16 protein-coding genes are annotated in these 14569 nt (G+C 66.8%); 6 read left to right on the forward strand and 10 right to left on the reverse strand.

All coding sequences use genetic code 11. The features are described from left to right. Positions 1-201: 201 nt before the first annotated feature. Together ACXYX3_RS21790 and ACXYX3_RS21795 are read right to left on the reverse strand one after the other, a co-directional pair. Positions 202-1194, reverse strand: coding sequence for an LLM class F420-dependent oxidoreductase (locus ACXYX3_RS21790; protein WP_458608974.1), 993 nt, complete (start codon positions 1192-1194; stop codon positions 202-204). Between the two features lie 23 nt (positions 1195-1217). After that, positions 1218-2192, reverse strand: coding sequence for a helix-turn-helix domain-containing protein (locus tag ACXYX3_RS21795; RefSeq protein WP_458608975.1), 975 nt, complete (start codon positions 2190-2192; stop codon positions 1218-1220). 70 nt (positions 2193-2262) lie between these two features. On the opposite strand from ACXYX3_RS21795, the gene ACXYX3_RS21800 reads away from it, so the two are divergent. Next, a complete protein-coding gene (locus ACXYX3_RS21800) occupies positions 2263-2421 on the forward strand; it encodes a hypothetical protein (protein ID WP_458608976.1) in 159 nt (52 codons plus the stop codon). Between the two features lie 133 nt (positions 2422-2554). Here the strand turns inward: ACXYX3_RS21800 and ACXYX3_RS21805 are convergent, their stop codons facing one another. From ACXYX3_RS21805 to ACXYX3_RS21820, 4 genes are all read right to left on the reverse strand, one after another. Beyond that, positions 2555-4702: a 3-hydroxyacyl-CoA dehydrogenase NAD-binding domain-containing protein gene (locus tag ACXYX3_RS21805; protein ID WP_458608977.1), complete on the reverse strand. Its 2148-nt coding sequence runs from the start codon at positions 4700-4702 to the stop codon at positions 2555-2557. 11 nt (positions 4703-4713) lie between these two features. After that, positions 4714-5925, reverse strand: coding sequence for an acetyl-CoA C-acetyltransferase (locus ACXYX3_RS21810; RefSeq protein WP_221351252.1), 1212 nt, complete (start codon positions 5923-5925; stop codon positions 4714-4716). 199 nt (positions 5926-6124) lie between these two features. Continuing rightward, positions 6125-6313: a hypothetical protein gene (locus ACXYX3_RS21815; protein WP_241203387.1), complete on the reverse strand. Its 189-nt coding sequence runs from the start codon at positions 6311-6313 to the stop codon at positions 6125-6127. A gap of 35 nt (positions 6314-6348) precedes the next feature. After that, positions 6349-7455 carry an alkene reductase gene (locus ACXYX3_RS21820; protein ID WP_458608978.1) on the reverse strand — a complete coding sequence of 369 codons (1107 nt, stop codon included), beginning with the start codon at positions 7453-7455 and terminating at the stop codon, positions 6349-6351. Between the two features lie 58 nt (positions 7456-7513). Between ACXYX3_RS21820 and ACXYX3_RS21825 the strand changes: the two genes are divergently transcribed. Together ACXYX3_RS21825 and ACXYX3_RS21830 are read left to right on the forward strand one after the other, a co-directional pair. Continuing rightward, entirely contained in the window at positions 7514-8437 is a 924-nt protein-coding gene (locus tag ACXYX3_RS21825) for a DUF5996 family protein (protein ID WP_458612181.1), read from the forward strand. A gap of 121 nt (positions 8438-8558) precedes the next feature. Beyond that, positions 8559-9728: a pyridoxal phosphate-dependent aminotransferase gene (locus ACXYX3_RS21830; protein ID WP_458608979.1), complete on the forward strand. Its 1170-nt coding sequence runs from the start codon at positions 8559-8561 to the stop codon at positions 9726-9728. On the opposite strand, the gene ACXYX3_RS21835 is transcribed toward ACXYX3_RS21830, so the two are convergent. Next, positions 9725-10165 carry an SRPBCC family protein gene (locus tag ACXYX3_RS21835; RefSeq protein WP_241203415.1) on the reverse strand — a complete coding sequence of 147 codons (441 nt, stop codon included), beginning with the start codon at positions 10163-10165 and terminating at the stop codon, positions 9725-9727. The genes ACXYX3_RS21830 and ACXYX3_RS21835 overlap by 4 nt on opposite strands. Positions 10166-10289: 124 nt before the next feature. On the opposite strand from ACXYX3_RS21835, the gene ACXYX3_RS21840 reads away from it, so the two are divergent. Beyond that, positions 10290-11297, forward strand: a complete 1008-nt coding sequence (locus tag ACXYX3_RS21840) for a cation diffusion facilitator family transporter (protein ID WP_458608980.1) — start codon at positions 10290-10292, stop codon at positions 11295-11297. Here the strand turns inward: ACXYX3_RS21840 and ACXYX3_RS21845 are convergent. Beyond that, positions 11278-11718 carry an SRPBCC family protein gene (locus tag ACXYX3_RS21845; protein ID WP_241203417.1) on the reverse strand — a complete coding sequence of 147 codons (441 nt, stop codon included), beginning with the start codon at positions 11716-11718 and terminating at the stop codon, positions 11278-11280. The genes ACXYX3_RS21840 and ACXYX3_RS21845 overlap by 20 nt on opposite strands. Before the next feature lie 72 nt (positions 11719-11790). Here ACXYX3_RS21845 and ACXYX3_RS21850 point away from each other — a divergent pair, with 72 nt between their 5' ends. Both ACXYX3_RS21850 and ACXYX3_RS21855 read left to right on the forward strand, forming a co-directional pair. Next, a complete protein-coding gene (locus ACXYX3_RS21850; RefSeq protein ID WP_458608981.1) occupies positions 11791-12144 on the forward strand; it encodes a UBP-type zinc finger domain-containing protein in 354 nt (117 codons plus the stop codon). 32 nt (positions 12145-12176) lie between these two features. Continuing rightward, a complete protein-coding gene (locus ACXYX3_RS21855; RefSeq protein WP_458608982.1) occupies positions 12177-12329 on the forward strand; it encodes a hypothetical protein in 153 nt (50 codons plus the stop codon). Positions 12330-12344: 15 nt separating this feature from the next. On the opposite strand, the gene ACXYX3_RS21860 is transcribed toward ACXYX3_RS21855, so the two are convergent. Both ACXYX3_RS21860 and ACXYX3_RS21865 read right to left on the reverse strand, forming a co-directional pair. Then, on the reverse strand, positions 12345-13904 hold the full coding sequence (locus ACXYX3_RS21860; RefSeq protein ID WP_458608983.1) for a phytoene desaturase family protein: 1560 nt from the start codon (positions 13902-13904) through the stop codon (positions 12345-12347). 54 nt (positions 13905-13958) lie between these two features. Further along, complete coding sequence (locus tag ACXYX3_RS21865; RefSeq protein WP_241203421.1) at positions 13959-14564, reverse strand: TetR/AcrR family transcriptional regulator; 606 nt, start codon at positions 14562-14564, stop codon at positions 13959-13961. Between the last annotated feature and the right edge of the window lie 5 nt (positions 14565-14569).

Genomic DNA, 14569 nt, shown 5'->3' on the forward strand with positions numbered 1-14569 from the left:
GCGCGCCGATTCGCAGTGCCCCGGGCCGGGACATCATTGCTCGATGAGCGACCAGCCCGAGGCGAGAGACGTGCGGCATGCATGGCCGTGAGCCACGGGGACAGGGCGCAAGAGCGCGATCGCACTGCATGAACCAACAGCGGGTCCCGCTCACTGGGCAGGAACGGTCACCGGATCTCGCGTTTGCCGACGGGGTTGCGCTCAGGCCAGCGCAGGGATCACTTCGCGCTCGAAGAGTTCGATTCCGGAGCGGTCGTAGGCCGCCTCGGGGAAGTAGCAGATCACATACTCGCAGCCGAGATCGCGGAGTTCCTGCAGCGCGTCGACGATCTGCTCGGGCGTGCCGCAGCCCGACTGCGGGGTGCGCATCGAGTCCACCATCGCGTCGGCAGCGGGGTCGCCCGCCAGAGCGGCGATCCGTTCCCGAACCCTGGTGCGACGGTCGTCGACCTCGCCCTCGGTCGCCCCGACGATCATGTTCAGGTTGGCCGACCGAACGATCGTGTCGAAGTCGGTGCCGACGTCGCGGCAGTGTGCGGCAAGCACATTCGACTTGTGCGCGAAGCCCTCCGGCTCCGAGGTGAAGTTCGTGTACTGGGCATACTTCGCCGCGATGCGCAACGTGACCTTCTCCCCGCCACCGGCGATCCACAGCGGAATTCCGGAGCGCTGCAACGGTTTCGGCGCCACGATCGCGCCCTCAACCTGGTAGTGCGTACCCGAGAAGTCGACCACTCCCTCACGCCATCCATCGGCCATGATCTGCACTCCCTCGTCGAGGCGAGCAAGGCGCACACCTGCGGAGGGAAATCCGTAACCGTAGGCACGCCATTCGTGTTCGTACCAACCGCCGCCGATGCCCATCTGGATCCGGCCGCCGGAAATGACGTCACAGGTGGCCGCGACCTTGGCCAGATACACCGGGTTGCGATAGCTCATCGCCGTGCACATCTGGCCCAGCTTGATCCGTGAGGTACTGGCCGCGTACGCGGCCATCAGCGACCACGCCTCGTGGGTCGCCTCGGACGTCGGCACGGGGATAGTGTGGAAGTGGTCGTAGACCCAGAGCGAGTCCCAACTCTCGCCACCGTCGACGTAGGCGGCCAGATCGCGCATCACCCCCCATTGATCACCGGGATCGATGCCGACCAGATCGAGACGCCAGCCTTGCGGGATGAAGAGTCCGAAGCGCATCCCCCGACTCTAAGCGCATCCCGCTACGGCGCCACCGAACCAGCGAAGCAGCCGCGGTACTCGCTCGGTGTGGTGTGCATCTGCCGGACGAAGTGGTAGCGGTAGGTCACCGGTGACTCGAATCCGACACGTGCGGCGATCTGCTCCACCGACAGGGCAGAACCTTCTAGTAGCGGCAGGCTGGCTTGAATCCGTTGCTCGGTCAGCCATTTGATCGGCGTGCTGCCCGTCGCCTTGGCGAACTGCCGGAGGAAGCTGCGCCGCGACATCGCACTCTGAGCCGCCATGTCGTCCAACGTGATCGCCGTATCGAGGTGCTCCAGCGCCCAGGCCATCGCAGCGGCGACACGGCCGTCTGCAGATGGCGCAGGGACCGGTGTCTCGATGTACTGCGCCTGACCGCCCGCCCGGTGCGGCGCGATGACCAGCCGTCGCGCGACGTCATTGGCCACGGCCGCACCATGGTCGGACCGCACGATGTGCAGGCACAGGTCCAGACCTGCTGCGCAGCCCGCGCTGGTGAGCACGCGCCCGTTGTCGACATAGAGAGGCGTGCGGTCGATCTCGATGTTCGGATAACGGTGCTGCAGGACGTCGGCGTAGAGCCAGTGGGTGGTCGCCGATCTTCCGTCGAGTACGCCGGCCTCGGCGAGCGCGAACGCGCCGGAACAGATCGAGACCAGGCGCGCCCCCCGCTGGTCTGCGGCACGAACGGCCTCGATCAGCGCCGCAGATGCGGGCGCATCGATGTTGCCGACGCTGGGGATGACGACGGTGTCGGCGCCCGCGAGTTCTGCGAGCCCGTACGACGTGCGCACCGTCGCGCCGCCCAGGAGACGCACCTCGGGCGACTCGGCACACAGCTGGACCGAGTACCAAGGTTCGCTGATGCCCGCGGAGAATCTCTCGTTGAGTTCGGTGATGCCGAAGATCTCCGCCGCAAGGCCCGACTCGAATCCCGTCATACCGTCATAGGCAAGAATGGCGACAGTGTGCATGTCACTATCCTAACGAATAGTGGCATCAGGGCCACTGTTCGCGCCGGAGCGGCCCCCGCATGATCGAGTCATGTTCTACAAACGACCGCCACGCACGCTCGACCATCGGTTCTTTCGCCTCCTTCGCGAGGCCGTCGCCGGCATTCACGCCGCCAACGGCATCGCCCACGGAGTGGCGCCGGCGTCTACGTCGGCCGCCCGCAGGTCCGAGGAGCCGTCACCCCGCTGAGTCCTCCAAGCCGAGCGCGGCCACGCGGCGCAACGACAAAGGGCTGCGCCTCTACGAGACGATGCCGCTACCTGCTGACACATGAAGAATCCCCCGGAGCCGTTGCAGCTCCGGGGGATTCGACTGATGACTACTAGCTCGTCAGCGACGACGGCGGGGTGAACCGCTCGCCGTACTTGGCCGCCAGTTCCTTCGCGCGGGCGACAAAGGCGTCCTTGCCGACGCCGCCGGCGCCCTGGTAGCCGACGATGAACTGCGCCGACCCACCCGTGTAGGGCGGGTAGCCGATGCCCATGATCGAGCCGATGTTCGCATCGGCGGTCGAGGTCAGCACGCCCTCGTCGAGACACTTCTGCGTCTCGAGCGCCTCGGCGAACAGCATCCGATCGATCATGTCCTGCAGCGGCATCTCGGTGTTCGTACCACCGAACGTGTCGGCCAGGCCCTCCCACAAACCGACGCGCTTGCCGTCGACGTACTCATAGAAGCCCGCGCCCTTGAGCCGCGACGGACGACCGATGTCGATCATCTTGTTGACGACCGCCTCGGCCGGGTGCGGCTCGTAGGTGCCGCCCGCGGCCTCGGTCGCTTTGCGGGTCTCGCCGGCGATCTTCTGCATGAGCTCCAGGTTCAGCTCATCGGAGAGCTGCAGCGGAGCCGCCGGGTAACCGGCCTGCGAACCTGCCTGCTCGATGCTGGCCGCGGGCACACCCTCGCCCAGCATCGCCAGTGCCTCGTTCACGAACGTGCCGATGACGCGGGAGGTGAAGAAGCCGCGGCTGTCGTTGACCACGATGGGGGTCTTACCGATCGCCAACGTGTAGTCGAACACCCGGGCCAACGCTTCGTCAGACGTCTTCTCGCCCTTGATGATCTCCACCAGAGGCATCTTGTCCACCGGAGAGAAGAAGTGGATACCGATGAAGTCCTCTTGGCGCTTCACACCGGTCGCAAGACCGGTGATCGGCAGCGTCGAGGTGTTCGACCCCAGCAGCGCGTTGGGCTCGACGATGTCCTCGATCTCCTGGAACACCTTGTGCTTGAGGTCCTGGTTCTCGAACACCGCTTCGATGACGAAGTCGACGCCCTTGAGGTCCTGCGGATCGGCCGTGGGATGGATGCGGCCCAGCAGAGCATCGGAGCGCTCCTGCGTGGTGCGTCCGCGCTCGAGAGCCTTGGCCTCCAGCTTCTCGGAGTAACCCTTGCCCTTGTCGGCGGCTTCCTGCGAAACATCCTTCAGCACCACGTCGTAACCGGCCTTGGCCGAGACGTAGGCGATGCCGGCGCCCATCATGCCCGCGCCCAGCACACCGATCTTGCGGATCTCCTGCTTGGCGATGCCGTCAGGACGAGATGCGCCGCCGTTGATCGCCTGCAGATCCAAGAAGAACGCCTGGATCATGTTCTTGGCGGTCTGGCCGGTCACCAGCGAGGTGAAGTAGCGGCTCTCGATGCGGGTGGCGGTGTCGAAGTCGACCTGGGCACCTTCGACGGCCGCGTCGAGAATCGCGCGTGGCGCAGGCATCGGAGCACCCTTGAGCTGCTTGCGCAGCAGCGCCGGGAACGACGGCAGGATCGCGGCGAGCGCGGGATGCGACGGCGTGCCGCCGGGCATCTTGTAGCCCTTCTGATCCCAGGGCTGGGTGTGGGCTTCCGGATTGGCTTTGATCCAGGCCTTGGCGGCCGGCACCAATTCCTCGACGCTGCCGACCAATTCGTCGACCAGACCGATGTCCTTGGCCTTACCCGGCTTGAAACGCGTTCCCTGCGAGAGAATCTCCATGAACGCCTTCTGGATACCGAACATCCTCACGGTGCGCGCCACGCCGCCGCCGCCGGGCAGCAGACCCAGGGTGACCTCGGGCAGGCCGATGACCACACCCTTGGTGTCGGCGGCGATGCGGTGGTGGCACGCGAGAGCGATCTCCAGACCACCGCCGAGAGCGGCACCGTTGATGGCGGCGACCACGGGCACGCCGAGGGTCTCCAGCTTGCGCAGGTCGGCCTTGATGAACTCCACCTCGGCGAACGACTCCGCGGCGTTCTCCGGGCCCACCTTCATCATGCCCTTGAGATCGCCACCGGCGAAGAACGTCTTCTTCGCGCTGGCGATCACCACACCGGTGATCGAATCCTTCTCCTGCACAAGCCGCTCCACGGCGTTGTGCATGGACTCCTTGTAGTGCTCGTTCATCACGTTGGCCGACCCGGTCGGGTCGTCCAGCGTCAGGGTGACGATGCCGTCGGCATCCTTGTCCCACTGAATAGTGTTCTCTGCCATGGTCATATCTCCTAGACGCGCTCGATGATGGTGGCCACGCCCATGCCGCCGCCGATGCACAGCGTGACAAGTGCACGCCGCGCGCCGCGCCGCTCGAGCTCGTCGACCATGGTGCCGGTGATCATGGCGCCGGTGGCACCCAACGGGTGTCCCATCGCGATGGCGCCACCGTTGACGTTGAGCTTCTCGTCGGGGATGTTCAAGTCCTTCTGGAACTTCAGCACCACCGAGGCGAACGCCTCGTTCAGCTCGAACAGGTCGATGTCGTCCACGGTCAGGCCCGCCCGGTCGAGCACCTTCTTGGTGGCCGGCGTCGGACCGGTCAGCATGATGACGGGGTCGGCACCGGACGTCGCGGTCGCGACGATTCGGGCGCGCGGGGTGAGGCCCTGCGACTGGCCGGCCTTCTCGCTGCCGATCAGCACCAGCGCCGCGCCGTCGACGATGCCGGAGCTGTTGCCGCCGGTGTGGACGTGGTTGATCTTCTCGACATAGTGGTACTTCTGCAGCGCCACATCGTCGAAGCCACCCATCGCGCCGATACCGTCGAACGCGGTCTTGAGCTTGGCCAGACCTTCGGGTGTGGTGTCGGGCCGCATGTGCTCGTCGTGGTCGAGCACGACAAGGCCGTTCTGGTCCTTGACCGGGACCACGGACTTGGCGAAGTAGCCACCCGACCACGCTGCGGCCGCCCGCTGCTGGCTGCGCAGCGCGTAGGCGTCGACGTCCTCGCGGGAAAAGCCCTCGATGGTGGCGATCAGGTCGGCCCCGATGCCCTGCGGGACGAAGCCGACGCGGTAGTTGGTCTCCGGGTCACTGGCCCAGGCCCCGCCGTCAGAGCCCATCGGCACGCGGCTCATCGACTCGACGCCGCCGGCCAGCACCAGGTCGTCCCAGCCGGAGCGCACCTTCTGGGCGCCCAGGTTGACGGCCTCCAGGCCCGAGGCGCAGAAGCGGTTGAGCTGGAATCCGCCGGTGGTCTCGGGCAGGCCGGCCACCAGGCCCGCGGTGCGAGCGATGTCGCCGCCCTGGTCGCCGACAGGGGACACGACGCCGAGGATCACGTCGCTGATCAGCGTCTCGTCCAGGTCGGGGTACCGCGACCGGATCTCGTCGATCAGACCGACGACGAGGTTGACGGGCTTGATCTCGTTCAGCGACCCGTTGCGCTGCTTGCCGCGCGGGGTTCGGATCGCCTCGTAGATGAAGGCTTCTTCGGACATGTGATCTCCAGGTCCTGTTCAAATCGGATTCCGCGATGCGTCCATGACGGACGCCGCGGGGAGGCTGCTCCTCTAGCGGCATGCTAGCAGCCTCGCCCAACCGCTTGGTTGGGCCCTGGAGTCACCCGGCGGGCAGACGAGAACTCGAGCTATCAGAGGTCAGGTAGCTCGAGTTCGCGTCTGGTCGCGGGAGGAAGGGTTAGTCGGGTGAGCCTTCGGTGTCGTCGAAGAACGACCACTCGCCGTCGTGCTCGACCTCCATGCGCCACCCCAGCTCCGAGTTGTCCGCCTTCTGGTCGACGAACCAGGCGTGCGCGTCGTCGGCGTTCTCGATGTCCTTGGTGTCGACGACGTCACCCTTGGGGTTGAGCACACGGTAGGTAGCCATGTGCAGGGTGTTTCCCCGACGCGGCGCGTTCACACCTATGCCGAGCGCGATGTCACCAATTCGTCCAGAGTCGGGTAATCGATGTAGCCGGCGGGCCCCGGTGCGTAGAACGTCGCCACATCGGGCTCGTTCAACTCCGCTCCGGACTCCAGCCGCGTCACCAGGTCGGGGTTGGCGAGGAAGGCCCGTCCCACGGCGGCCGCGCTGATCACACCCCACGCGGCGAGGTTCTCCAGCATCGCGAAATCGGTGTCCACGGTGCGGGGCGTGTTCAGCACCAGCGTGCCCTCCCACTGGGTCCGCAGCGCCGCGAACGCATCGGCGGAGGGCTCGCTGACGATGTGCAGGTAACCGATGTGCAGCGACTTGATCCGGCAGAGCAGGGCTTCGTACGCGCTGATCTGGTCGATCTCCGACATGTCCCCCGCAGCGTTCCCGGGGGAGATTCGCAGGCCCACACGATCGGCGCCGATCTCGTCGGCGACGGCCTCGACGACCTCGGCCGCGAACCGCGCCCTGTTCTGCGGGGAACCCCCGTAGGCGTCGGTGCGCTGATTGACGACGTCGGAGAGGAACTCGTGCAGCAGATAGCCATTGGCGGAATGGATCTCGACACCGTCCATGCCCGCGTCGACGGCCCGGCGAGCAGCAGAGCGGAACTGTCCGACGATCGAGGCGATCTCGTCGGGCGTCAACGCGCGCGGTACCGGCAACGGTTTCTTCCCGGTGGGCGTGTGCGTGACCATGTCGGCGGCGATGGGCGACGGCGCCACCGCCTCGAAGCCGCTGATCTCCGGGTGAGCCATCCGCCCGACGTGCCAGAGCTGGACGAACATCGCGCCGCCCGCACGGTGCACCGCTGACGCGATATCGGCCCAGCGGTCCTGCTGACGATCGGTGTAGATGCCCGGCGTGTTCATGTATGCGCCGTTGGCCTGCTCGCAGACCGCGGTGGCCTCGCTGACGATCAGACCCGCCTGCGCGCGCTGGCTGTAGTATTCGGCAGCCAAGGCCGACGGCGTGCCGTCGGCATCGGCCCGCGACCTGGTCAGCGGTGCCATGAAGATCCGGTTCTCGGTCGATAGGGCGCCGATCTGAAGGGGCTTACGTAGCGCCGCATCCGCGCCGAGGGTGAACGTCATGCTGCTCTACAGCGCACACGAACCCGGATCCATTCCCGCCGCTTTGGTCGATGATGGTCTGATGACACAGACGAACGGTTGGCCGACCCTGGTGGTAGCGGACTGGCAGGACACCCGAGACACGGTCCACCTGTGGACGCAGATCGTCGGTAAGGTGAAGTTGGCCGCCACGCCGACGGTCAACCACTGGTGGAACTCGGTGTTCTACACCGACGCCCGAGGCTTGACGACATCGCTGATGCGTTGGCGAGAAACGAGTTTCGATGTGAGCTTCGATTTCGTCGAGCATGTGCTGCTCATTCGGGTGACCGACGGCAGGTCTCGCAGCATGGCGCTGACGCCCCGCAGTGTGGCCGACTTCTACGCCGAATTCCGGGGCCATCTCGACGACCTGGGCATCGACGTGCCGATCAGCCCGACTCCCGTGGAGCTGCAGCACGCCATCCCCTTCGCCGACGACACCGAGCACGCTAGCTACGACGCCGCCGCGGTGACCGACTTCTTCACCTCGCTGGTCAGCGCCGACCGCGTGATGACCGACTACCGTGCGGACTTCACCGGTAAGAGCAGCCCGGTGCACTTCTTCTGGGGCGCTTTCGATCTCGCTGTCACCCGATTCTCGGGCCGGGAGGCGCCGCCGCATCCCGGCGGCGTGCCGAACTGCCCGGACTGGGTGATGACGGAGGCCTACAACGCCGAGGTGGCCAGTGCCGGCTATTGGCCGGGCGGGGCCGAGGAAGGTGTCTTCTACGCCTACGCCTACCCGCAGCCCGACGGCTACGACACCGCAGACCTCGGCGTCGACGGCGCCTCGTTCAACACCGATCTCGGCGAATTCGTCCTGCCGTACCGCACCGTGCGGACCGCCGCCGATCCCGCTGGGCTGTTGCGCCGCTTCCTCGATGCGACGGCAGCCACGGCGGCAGACCTCGCGATGTGGCCCGAGCAGCCGGTGCGCCCGCCGACACACCTGTCGCGCTGAGGTGCGTCCGCAGGCTGAGATCGCGAAAGTGCGATGTCATACGCGACTCTCCGAGCGGGGCGTATGAGTTGGCACGGTCGGCGATGAGATCGGCGAGCTGGGCCATCTACCCTCGACTGTCATGACGGTTGCGCGACTGACGCCCTACGCGGTGACGATCTTCGCCGAGATGTCGGCCCGCGCGGCCGAACTCGGTGCGGTCAATCTCGGCCAGGGGTTTCCGGACGAACCCGGTCCGCCCGCCATGCTCGCCGCGGCTGAGAAGGCCATCGCCGACGGGGACAACCAGTACCCGCCCGGCCTGGGCATCGCACCGCTGCGGCAGGCCATTGCCGCTCAGCGCCTGCGCCGCTACGGCATCTCCTACGACCCCGATACGGAGGTGCTGGTCACCGTCGGCGCCACCGAGGCGATCGCAGCGTCGATCCTCGGCCTCGTCGAACCGGGCTCCGAGGTGCTGCTGATCGAACCGTTCTACGACTCGTATTCCCCCGTCATCGCGATGGCCGGGTGCCACCGGCGGGCGGTGCCGATGCGCCTCGACGGCGGGCGCTTCGCGATCGACGTGGAGGCGCTGCGCGCGGCGATCACCCCGAAAACCGCTGCGATCATCGTGAATTCGCCGCACAACCCGACCGGAACCGTCGCCGGCGACGAGGAACTGCGGGCGCTCGCCGAGGTGGCCGTGGCCGCCGACCTGCTGGTGATCACCGACGAGGTCTACGAGCATCTGGTCTTCGACGGCCGCAGACATCTCCCCCTGGCCGGCTACCCCGGCATGGCCGAGCGCACCATCACGATCTCCAGCGCCGGCAAGATGTTCAACGTCACGGGGTGGAAGATCGGCTGGGCGTGCGGACCACGCCATCTGATCGCGGGGGTGCGGGCGGCCAAGCAGTACCTGAGCTACGTGAGCGGGGCGCCGTTGCAGCCCGCCGTCGCCGCGGCACTCGACACCGGCGACGAGTGGGTGGATGCGCTGTGCCGCTCGTTCGAATCCCGACGTGACCTCTTGGCCGCTGCGCTGCGCGAGGTCGGCTTCGACGTGTTCGACAGCTTCGGCACCTACTTCTTGACCGCCGACCCGCGCCCGCTGGGCTACGACGACGGCAGGGCGTTCTGCACCGAGTTGATCGAGCGAGTGGGTGTGGCGGCCATTCCGATGTCGGCGTTCTGCGATCCCGCCGCGTCGCCCGCCGGTGAGTGGAACCCGCTGGTGCGCTTCGCATTCTGCAAGCGTGAGCAGACGCTGGACGAAGCCATCGATCGGCTGGGCGCGCTGCGCCCCTAGCGCGCTCCGGCCATCACCCGCTGGCGCAGGTTCTCCAGCGCGACGTCGAGCACCATCCGCTTGGCCCGCTTGACCAGAAACGCCGGATAGGGCGCCGCGAGATCGAGGATCAGATCGAAGCGCACCCGGGTGCGCGCTTCGCCTTCCTGCACGAGGTTGTACTCGCCGTGCTGGCAGCGTTGCCGCGACGTGCGTTGGGCGTCCCACACCACCCAGTCGTCGCCCCAGTGGTACTCCAGGAGTTCCTTGTCGCTCATGCCCATGATCTTGACCGTCGCCTTCACGTGATGAGGCCGGCCGTCGGGGTGGCGGTCGATGACCTCGGCCGCTTTGTGCAGAGATGACCAGGATGCGACGGCTTCGATGTCGGCCAACGCGTCGAGGATGACCTCCGGCGGCGCCTCGATCACCACCTCACTGGAAGCACGAACAGCCATGCGGCAAAGCATAACGGCGGTCCCGATCACATGTTGGATATCGTTCAGCTAATTTTATGACGCTTCTTAATGTGGCGCGGACCGCCACGTTTGTGCCCACTCGCGGCGGGGAAGGCACGCTGCCATGAGCGCAGTGTCCGACAGTGGGTCCGACCGGGCAGCCACCGACGCCGATCCCGACTCGCCGAAGGGCGGGGAGAGCACGCTGACGGTGATCGTCGCGCTGGCCGCGAACTTCGCAGTCGCCGTCGCCAAGACCGTCGCCGCCGTCATCTCCGGCTCGGCGTCGATGACGGCCGAAGCGACCCACTCCTGGGCCGACACCGCGAACCAGGGTTTCCTGTTCGTCGCCAACCGGCGCAGCTCCCGCCCACCGGACGGCGAGCGGCCATTGGGTTACGGACGCGAGGCGTACGTGTGGTCCCTGCTCGCGGCGGTGGGGCTTTTCGTTGTCGGCGGGACGGTATCGGTGTGGCACGGCATCACCGAGATCATCCACGGAGAGTCGGGTCCGGAGAACTACCTGGTGGCCTACATCGTGTTGGGGGTCGCGTTCGTCCTCGAGGGGTCCTCGCTGCTGCAGGCGTTCCGTCAGTTGCGGTCCGAGGCGAGCGAGTACGACCGGGAACTGCTCACGCACGTGCTCGACACGTCCGATCCGACCACGCGCGCGGTGTTCGCCGAAGACACCGCGGCACTGATCGGCATCGTGATCGCACTGCTCGGCATCGGCTTGCACGAGATCACCGGCGACGCGATCTGGGATGCGATCGGCTCGATTCTGGTGGGCCTGCTGCTCGGCGTCGTCGCGGTGATCCTCATCGACCGCAACCGCCGCTTCCTGGTCGGCGAATCAGCCAGCCCCCGAGTGCGTCAGGCCGTGATCGCGCAGATCGAGCGGATGCCGGAGGTGGCCTCGGTGCGCTTCCTCCGGCTCATGTTCGTCGGCCCCAAGCAGCTGTTCTTGGTGGCCAGCGTCGACATCGAGGGTGACGCCGCCGAGTCGCGGATCGCCGAGACCCTGCGCGATCTCGAGAACAGGTTGCAGGCCGAGCCCACCATCGTCGACGCCGTCCTGACCATCGCCGAGCCCGATGAGCTCGACCGGCTCGCTAACCCTTCACAACCTTGAGCACCTGTTTGCGGAGCCCGTCGGTGGCGGTTTCGACGCCGCCTTTGATGGTGCGCTTGACGATGAAGCCGGGCAAAGGCACCGACAGGTCGATCGCGATGTCGAAACGCACCCGCGTCCTGTCGCCCTCAGGAGTGAGCGTGTAGCCGGCGTCTTGCGCCTTGAGCTGGCCCGCGGAGACCAGCGTCCAGCTGACTTCGTTGTCGCCCCAGGTGTATTCGATGACCTGCTCGTCGGTCAGCCCGGCTGCCTTGACGACCATCTTGACCTGCTTGGGCCTGCCGTCGTCGAACCGTTCCAGCACCTCGGCCTTCGTGTACTGCGGCGACCAGGTCGGGGTCGCTTCGACATCGGCGATGACGTCGAGGATCTGTTCCGGCGTTGCTTCGATCACGACTTCGCGCGAATCCTTGGTGGCCATGGCGGAACCATAGAGCACGGGAGCTGCTGTTCGGATCGAGATCATCGCAGCAGACCCGTAGGCTCGTCGACTGTGAGCAGTGACATCGACCCCGCCGTCCCGCCGAGCGGCGCCGGCTGCGTCGAGTGCGACGCCGACGGCGGCTGGTGGGTGCATCTGCGCCGATGCGCTGCGTGCGGCCACATCGGCTGCTGCGACGACTCGCCGCAGCGGCACGCATCCGCGCACTGGCGCTCGAGCGGCCATCCGATCATCCGGTCCTTCGAGCCGGGTGAAGATTGGTTCTGGGACTACGCCACCCAGTCCTATTACGACGGACCCGAGCTCGCTGCGCCGCAGAGCCGGCCCGTCGACGAGACGGTGCCCGGTCCGCGGGGACGAGTTCCCGCGGATTGGATGGCGCAGCTGCAGGCGCGCCGCCAGTGAATGGAATCGCCGCGCCGGGGTAGTCCTGGCTGGTGAGCACAGATCCCCGTACCACTGACACCGACGCCGGCGCCGAGAATGCCGACGACGACGTGATGAGCGATCCGTCCAAGGGTGCCCAGGAAGGCGCCGACTGGTCAGACGAGGGCGGCGCGACCTCGGGCGGGCCGGTTACCTCGGATTAGCGCCTGTCACCTGATTCATCCCGCCGACAGGACCTCCTGCGCGGCGTTGTAGCCCGGGATGAAGGTGATGCCCGGGCCGCCGTGACAGCCGGCCCCGGCGAGATAGCACCCGTCGATCGGAAGCGGTTGATCCACATGACCTTTGGGGCCCGGACGGTTCGGCCCCATCTGCTCGGGGTGAATCAGGCCGTGACAGTAGTCCCCGCCGGGTGCGCCGAACATCGTGCCCATGTGTTTCGGCGTGAACGTGGTGTGGCGCAGGACGAGCCGCTCGAAGTTCGGAACCAGCCGAGTGATCTTCTCGATCACGCGGCGCCCCATCTCGGTTTTGCGGTCGCCGTAGCCGGCCTGCTCCTCGGTGAGGGGAAACCACAGCGAGAAGGCCGACGCCGCGTGCTTGCCGGGCGGCGCCAGGCTGGGATCGTTGGCCGAGGGGATCTGCAGCGCGATCGCCGGATCGGCGGGCGCGATGCCCCGTTTCGCGTCTTCCCACTGCGTCTGCAGTTCTTCCGGAGTACTGAATATGCCGATGGCCGACTGGTATTCGGGGTCGTCGAGCACCTCGTAGGGGGCGGCGAACTCGAGCGGTCCATCGAGTGCGAAGTGCATCTGCAGATAGCTGCCGCGGTGGTCGATGCGGGCGTAACGCTCTTTGATGTCCGCGGGTACCGCCGCCGGATCCAACAGGCCGTTGACGGTGAGATCGGGAGCGAGGGTGGAGACGACGACCGGGGCGGTCAGGGTCGAGCCCTCCTCCAGGCGGACGCCACGGACGCGACCACCGGCGGTGAGTATCTCGGCGACTTTGCTGCGTAGACGGAGCTCACCGCCCGCGTCGGCGAACATCGACAGAAGGTGGTCGGTGACAGCGCCCATGCCCCCACGGAACTTCTTGATGAGCGTGGCATTCTCGTCGGGTACGGCCAGCCCGAACGCCAGGGCGGCGGCGCTGCCCGGTGTCTCGGGACCGCGAAAGGTGGTGTTGACGGCCAGGAATGCCAGCATGCCGCGTAGCGCGCCGTGCTTCTCCCGGTCAGGAAGGTGGCGGTCGAGGACGTCGCTGACCGATCCGAACAAGATGTCGCTGATCGCTTGACGCTCGAATTCGTTTGTCGCGCAGGCATACATCTCGTCGAGCGTCTTGGGCGGGCTGGCCGCATCGAAACGGCCGAGGGCCCGCGTGGGTGCCTGACACCACGCCATGAGACCGGCCATCCCGTTGACGGCCTCGGCGCCGTGCACCTCGTTGAGATGAGTCAGCAATCTCATGGGGTCGGTGTAGTAGATCACCGGGTCGTCGCCGATGCCGCGGAGTTGCACGCTCATCACGTCGAGATCCACGGTCGGCAGATCGTCGAGCCCCAGCGCCGCACTGACCACGGCGGAGGTGGGCACCTGCACCGACCCGGCGATCTCGAACCGGAAGCCGTCGAAGAGTTCGACCGTCGAGGCCATGCCGCCGGCATAGCGCTTGGCCTCCAGGCACACCGTGCGTAGGCCGGCGCGTTGCAGCAGCGCAGCGACGGTCAGACCGTTGTGTCCCGCACCGACGACGATCGCGTCGTAGTCCGTCATCGCCCGAGGCTGACACGCACGCCCATGTTTTGTCAATATTGACGAAACTTTGGATCAGCCCGGACTGCCGACTCCGGTCTGCAACAGCGCCAGCGCCTGGCGACACAACCTGTCCAGCTCGGGCAGGGAACGGTCCTCCCCCAGCATCCACACCTCCATGGCGCCGAACACCGCAGCGGCGATGCACCGCGCCGTCACCGTGATGCGCATGCGCTCCTCCGTGCCGGGCGCGGGCGGGTCCTTGGCGGCCATCCGCTCTTCGATCGCCTCGGCGAAGTCCGCCTCGACCTGCCGGATGTGCCGGACGATGCGACCCGGGTCGAGGTCGTGGGCCCGCATGGCGGCGATCTGAGTGACCGCCGAATCGTCGTAGGGGGCGGCCGAGATCGCCGACTGCACCGACTCGATGATGGGTTCGTCCGGCGAGCGCGAGGACAGCGCCGCGCGGAACCAGTGCAGTCCCGCGTCGTAATCGGCGAACAGCAGATCGTGCTTGGACGAGAAGTGCCGGTAGAACGTGCGCAGCGAAACACCGGCATCGGCGGCGATCTGTTCAGCCGACGTCTCCTCCACGCCCTGGGCCAGGAAACGGACCGTCGCGGCCTGCCGGAGCGCCTCCCTGGTGCGCTCGCTACGCGCCGTCTGAGCAGGCCGGACCATGCCGG

The sequence above is a fragment of the Mycobacterium sp. Panama NTM2 genome, assembly GCF_054355555.1.

Coding starts and splice junctions, on each gene's coding strand:
- ACXYX3_RS21790 (WP_458608974.1), bottom strand. CDS start 1,194: ATGCGCTTCGGACTCTTCATCCCGCAAGGCTGGCGTCTCGATCTGGTC.
- ACXYX3_RS21795 (WP_458608975.1), bottom strand. CDS start 2,192: ATGCACACTGTCGCCATTCTTGCCTATGACGGTATGACGGGATTCGAG.
- ACXYX3_RS21800 (WP_458608976.1), top strand. CDS start 2,263: ATGTTCTACAAACGACCGCCACGCACGCTCGACCATCGGTTCTTTCGC.
- ACXYX3_RS21805 (WP_458608977.1), bottom strand. CDS start 4,702: ATGGCAGAGAACACTATTCAGTGGGACAAGGATGCCGACGGCATCGTC.
- ACXYX3_RS21810 (WP_221351252.1), bottom strand. CDS start 5,925: ATGTCCGAAGAAGCCTTCATCTACGAGGCGATCCGAACCCCGCGCGGC.
- ACXYX3_RS21815 (WP_241203387.1), bottom strand. CDS start 6,313: ATGGCTACCTACCGTGTGCTCAACCCCAAGGGTGACGTCGTCGACACC.
- ACXYX3_RS21820 (WP_458608978.1), bottom strand. CDS start 7,455: ATGACGTTCACCCTCGGCGCGGATGCGGCGCTACGTAAGCCCCTTCAG.
- ACXYX3_RS21830 (WP_458608979.1), top strand. CDS start 8,559: ATGACGGTTGCGCGACTGACGCCCTACGCGGTGACGATCTTCGCCGAG.
- ACXYX3_RS21835 (WP_241203415.1), bottom strand. CDS start 10,165: ATGGCTGTTCGTGCTTCCAGTGAGGTGGTGATCGAGGCGCCGCCGGAG.
- ACXYX3_RS21840 (WP_458608980.1), top strand. CDS start 10,290: ATGAGCGCAGTGTCCGACAGTGGGTCCGACCGGGCAGCCACCGACGCC.
- ACXYX3_RS21845 (WP_241203417.1), bottom strand. CDS start 11,718: ATGGCCACCAAGGATTCGCGCGAAGTCGTGATCGAAGCAACGCCGGAA.
- ACXYX3_RS21860 (WP_458608983.1), bottom strand. CDS start 13,904: ATGACGGACTACGACGCGATCGTCGTCGGTGCGGGACACAACGGTCTG.
- ACXYX3_RS21865 (WP_241203421.1), bottom strand. CDS start 14,564: ATGGTCCGGCCTGCTCAGACGGCGCGTAGCGAGCGCACCAGGGAGGCG.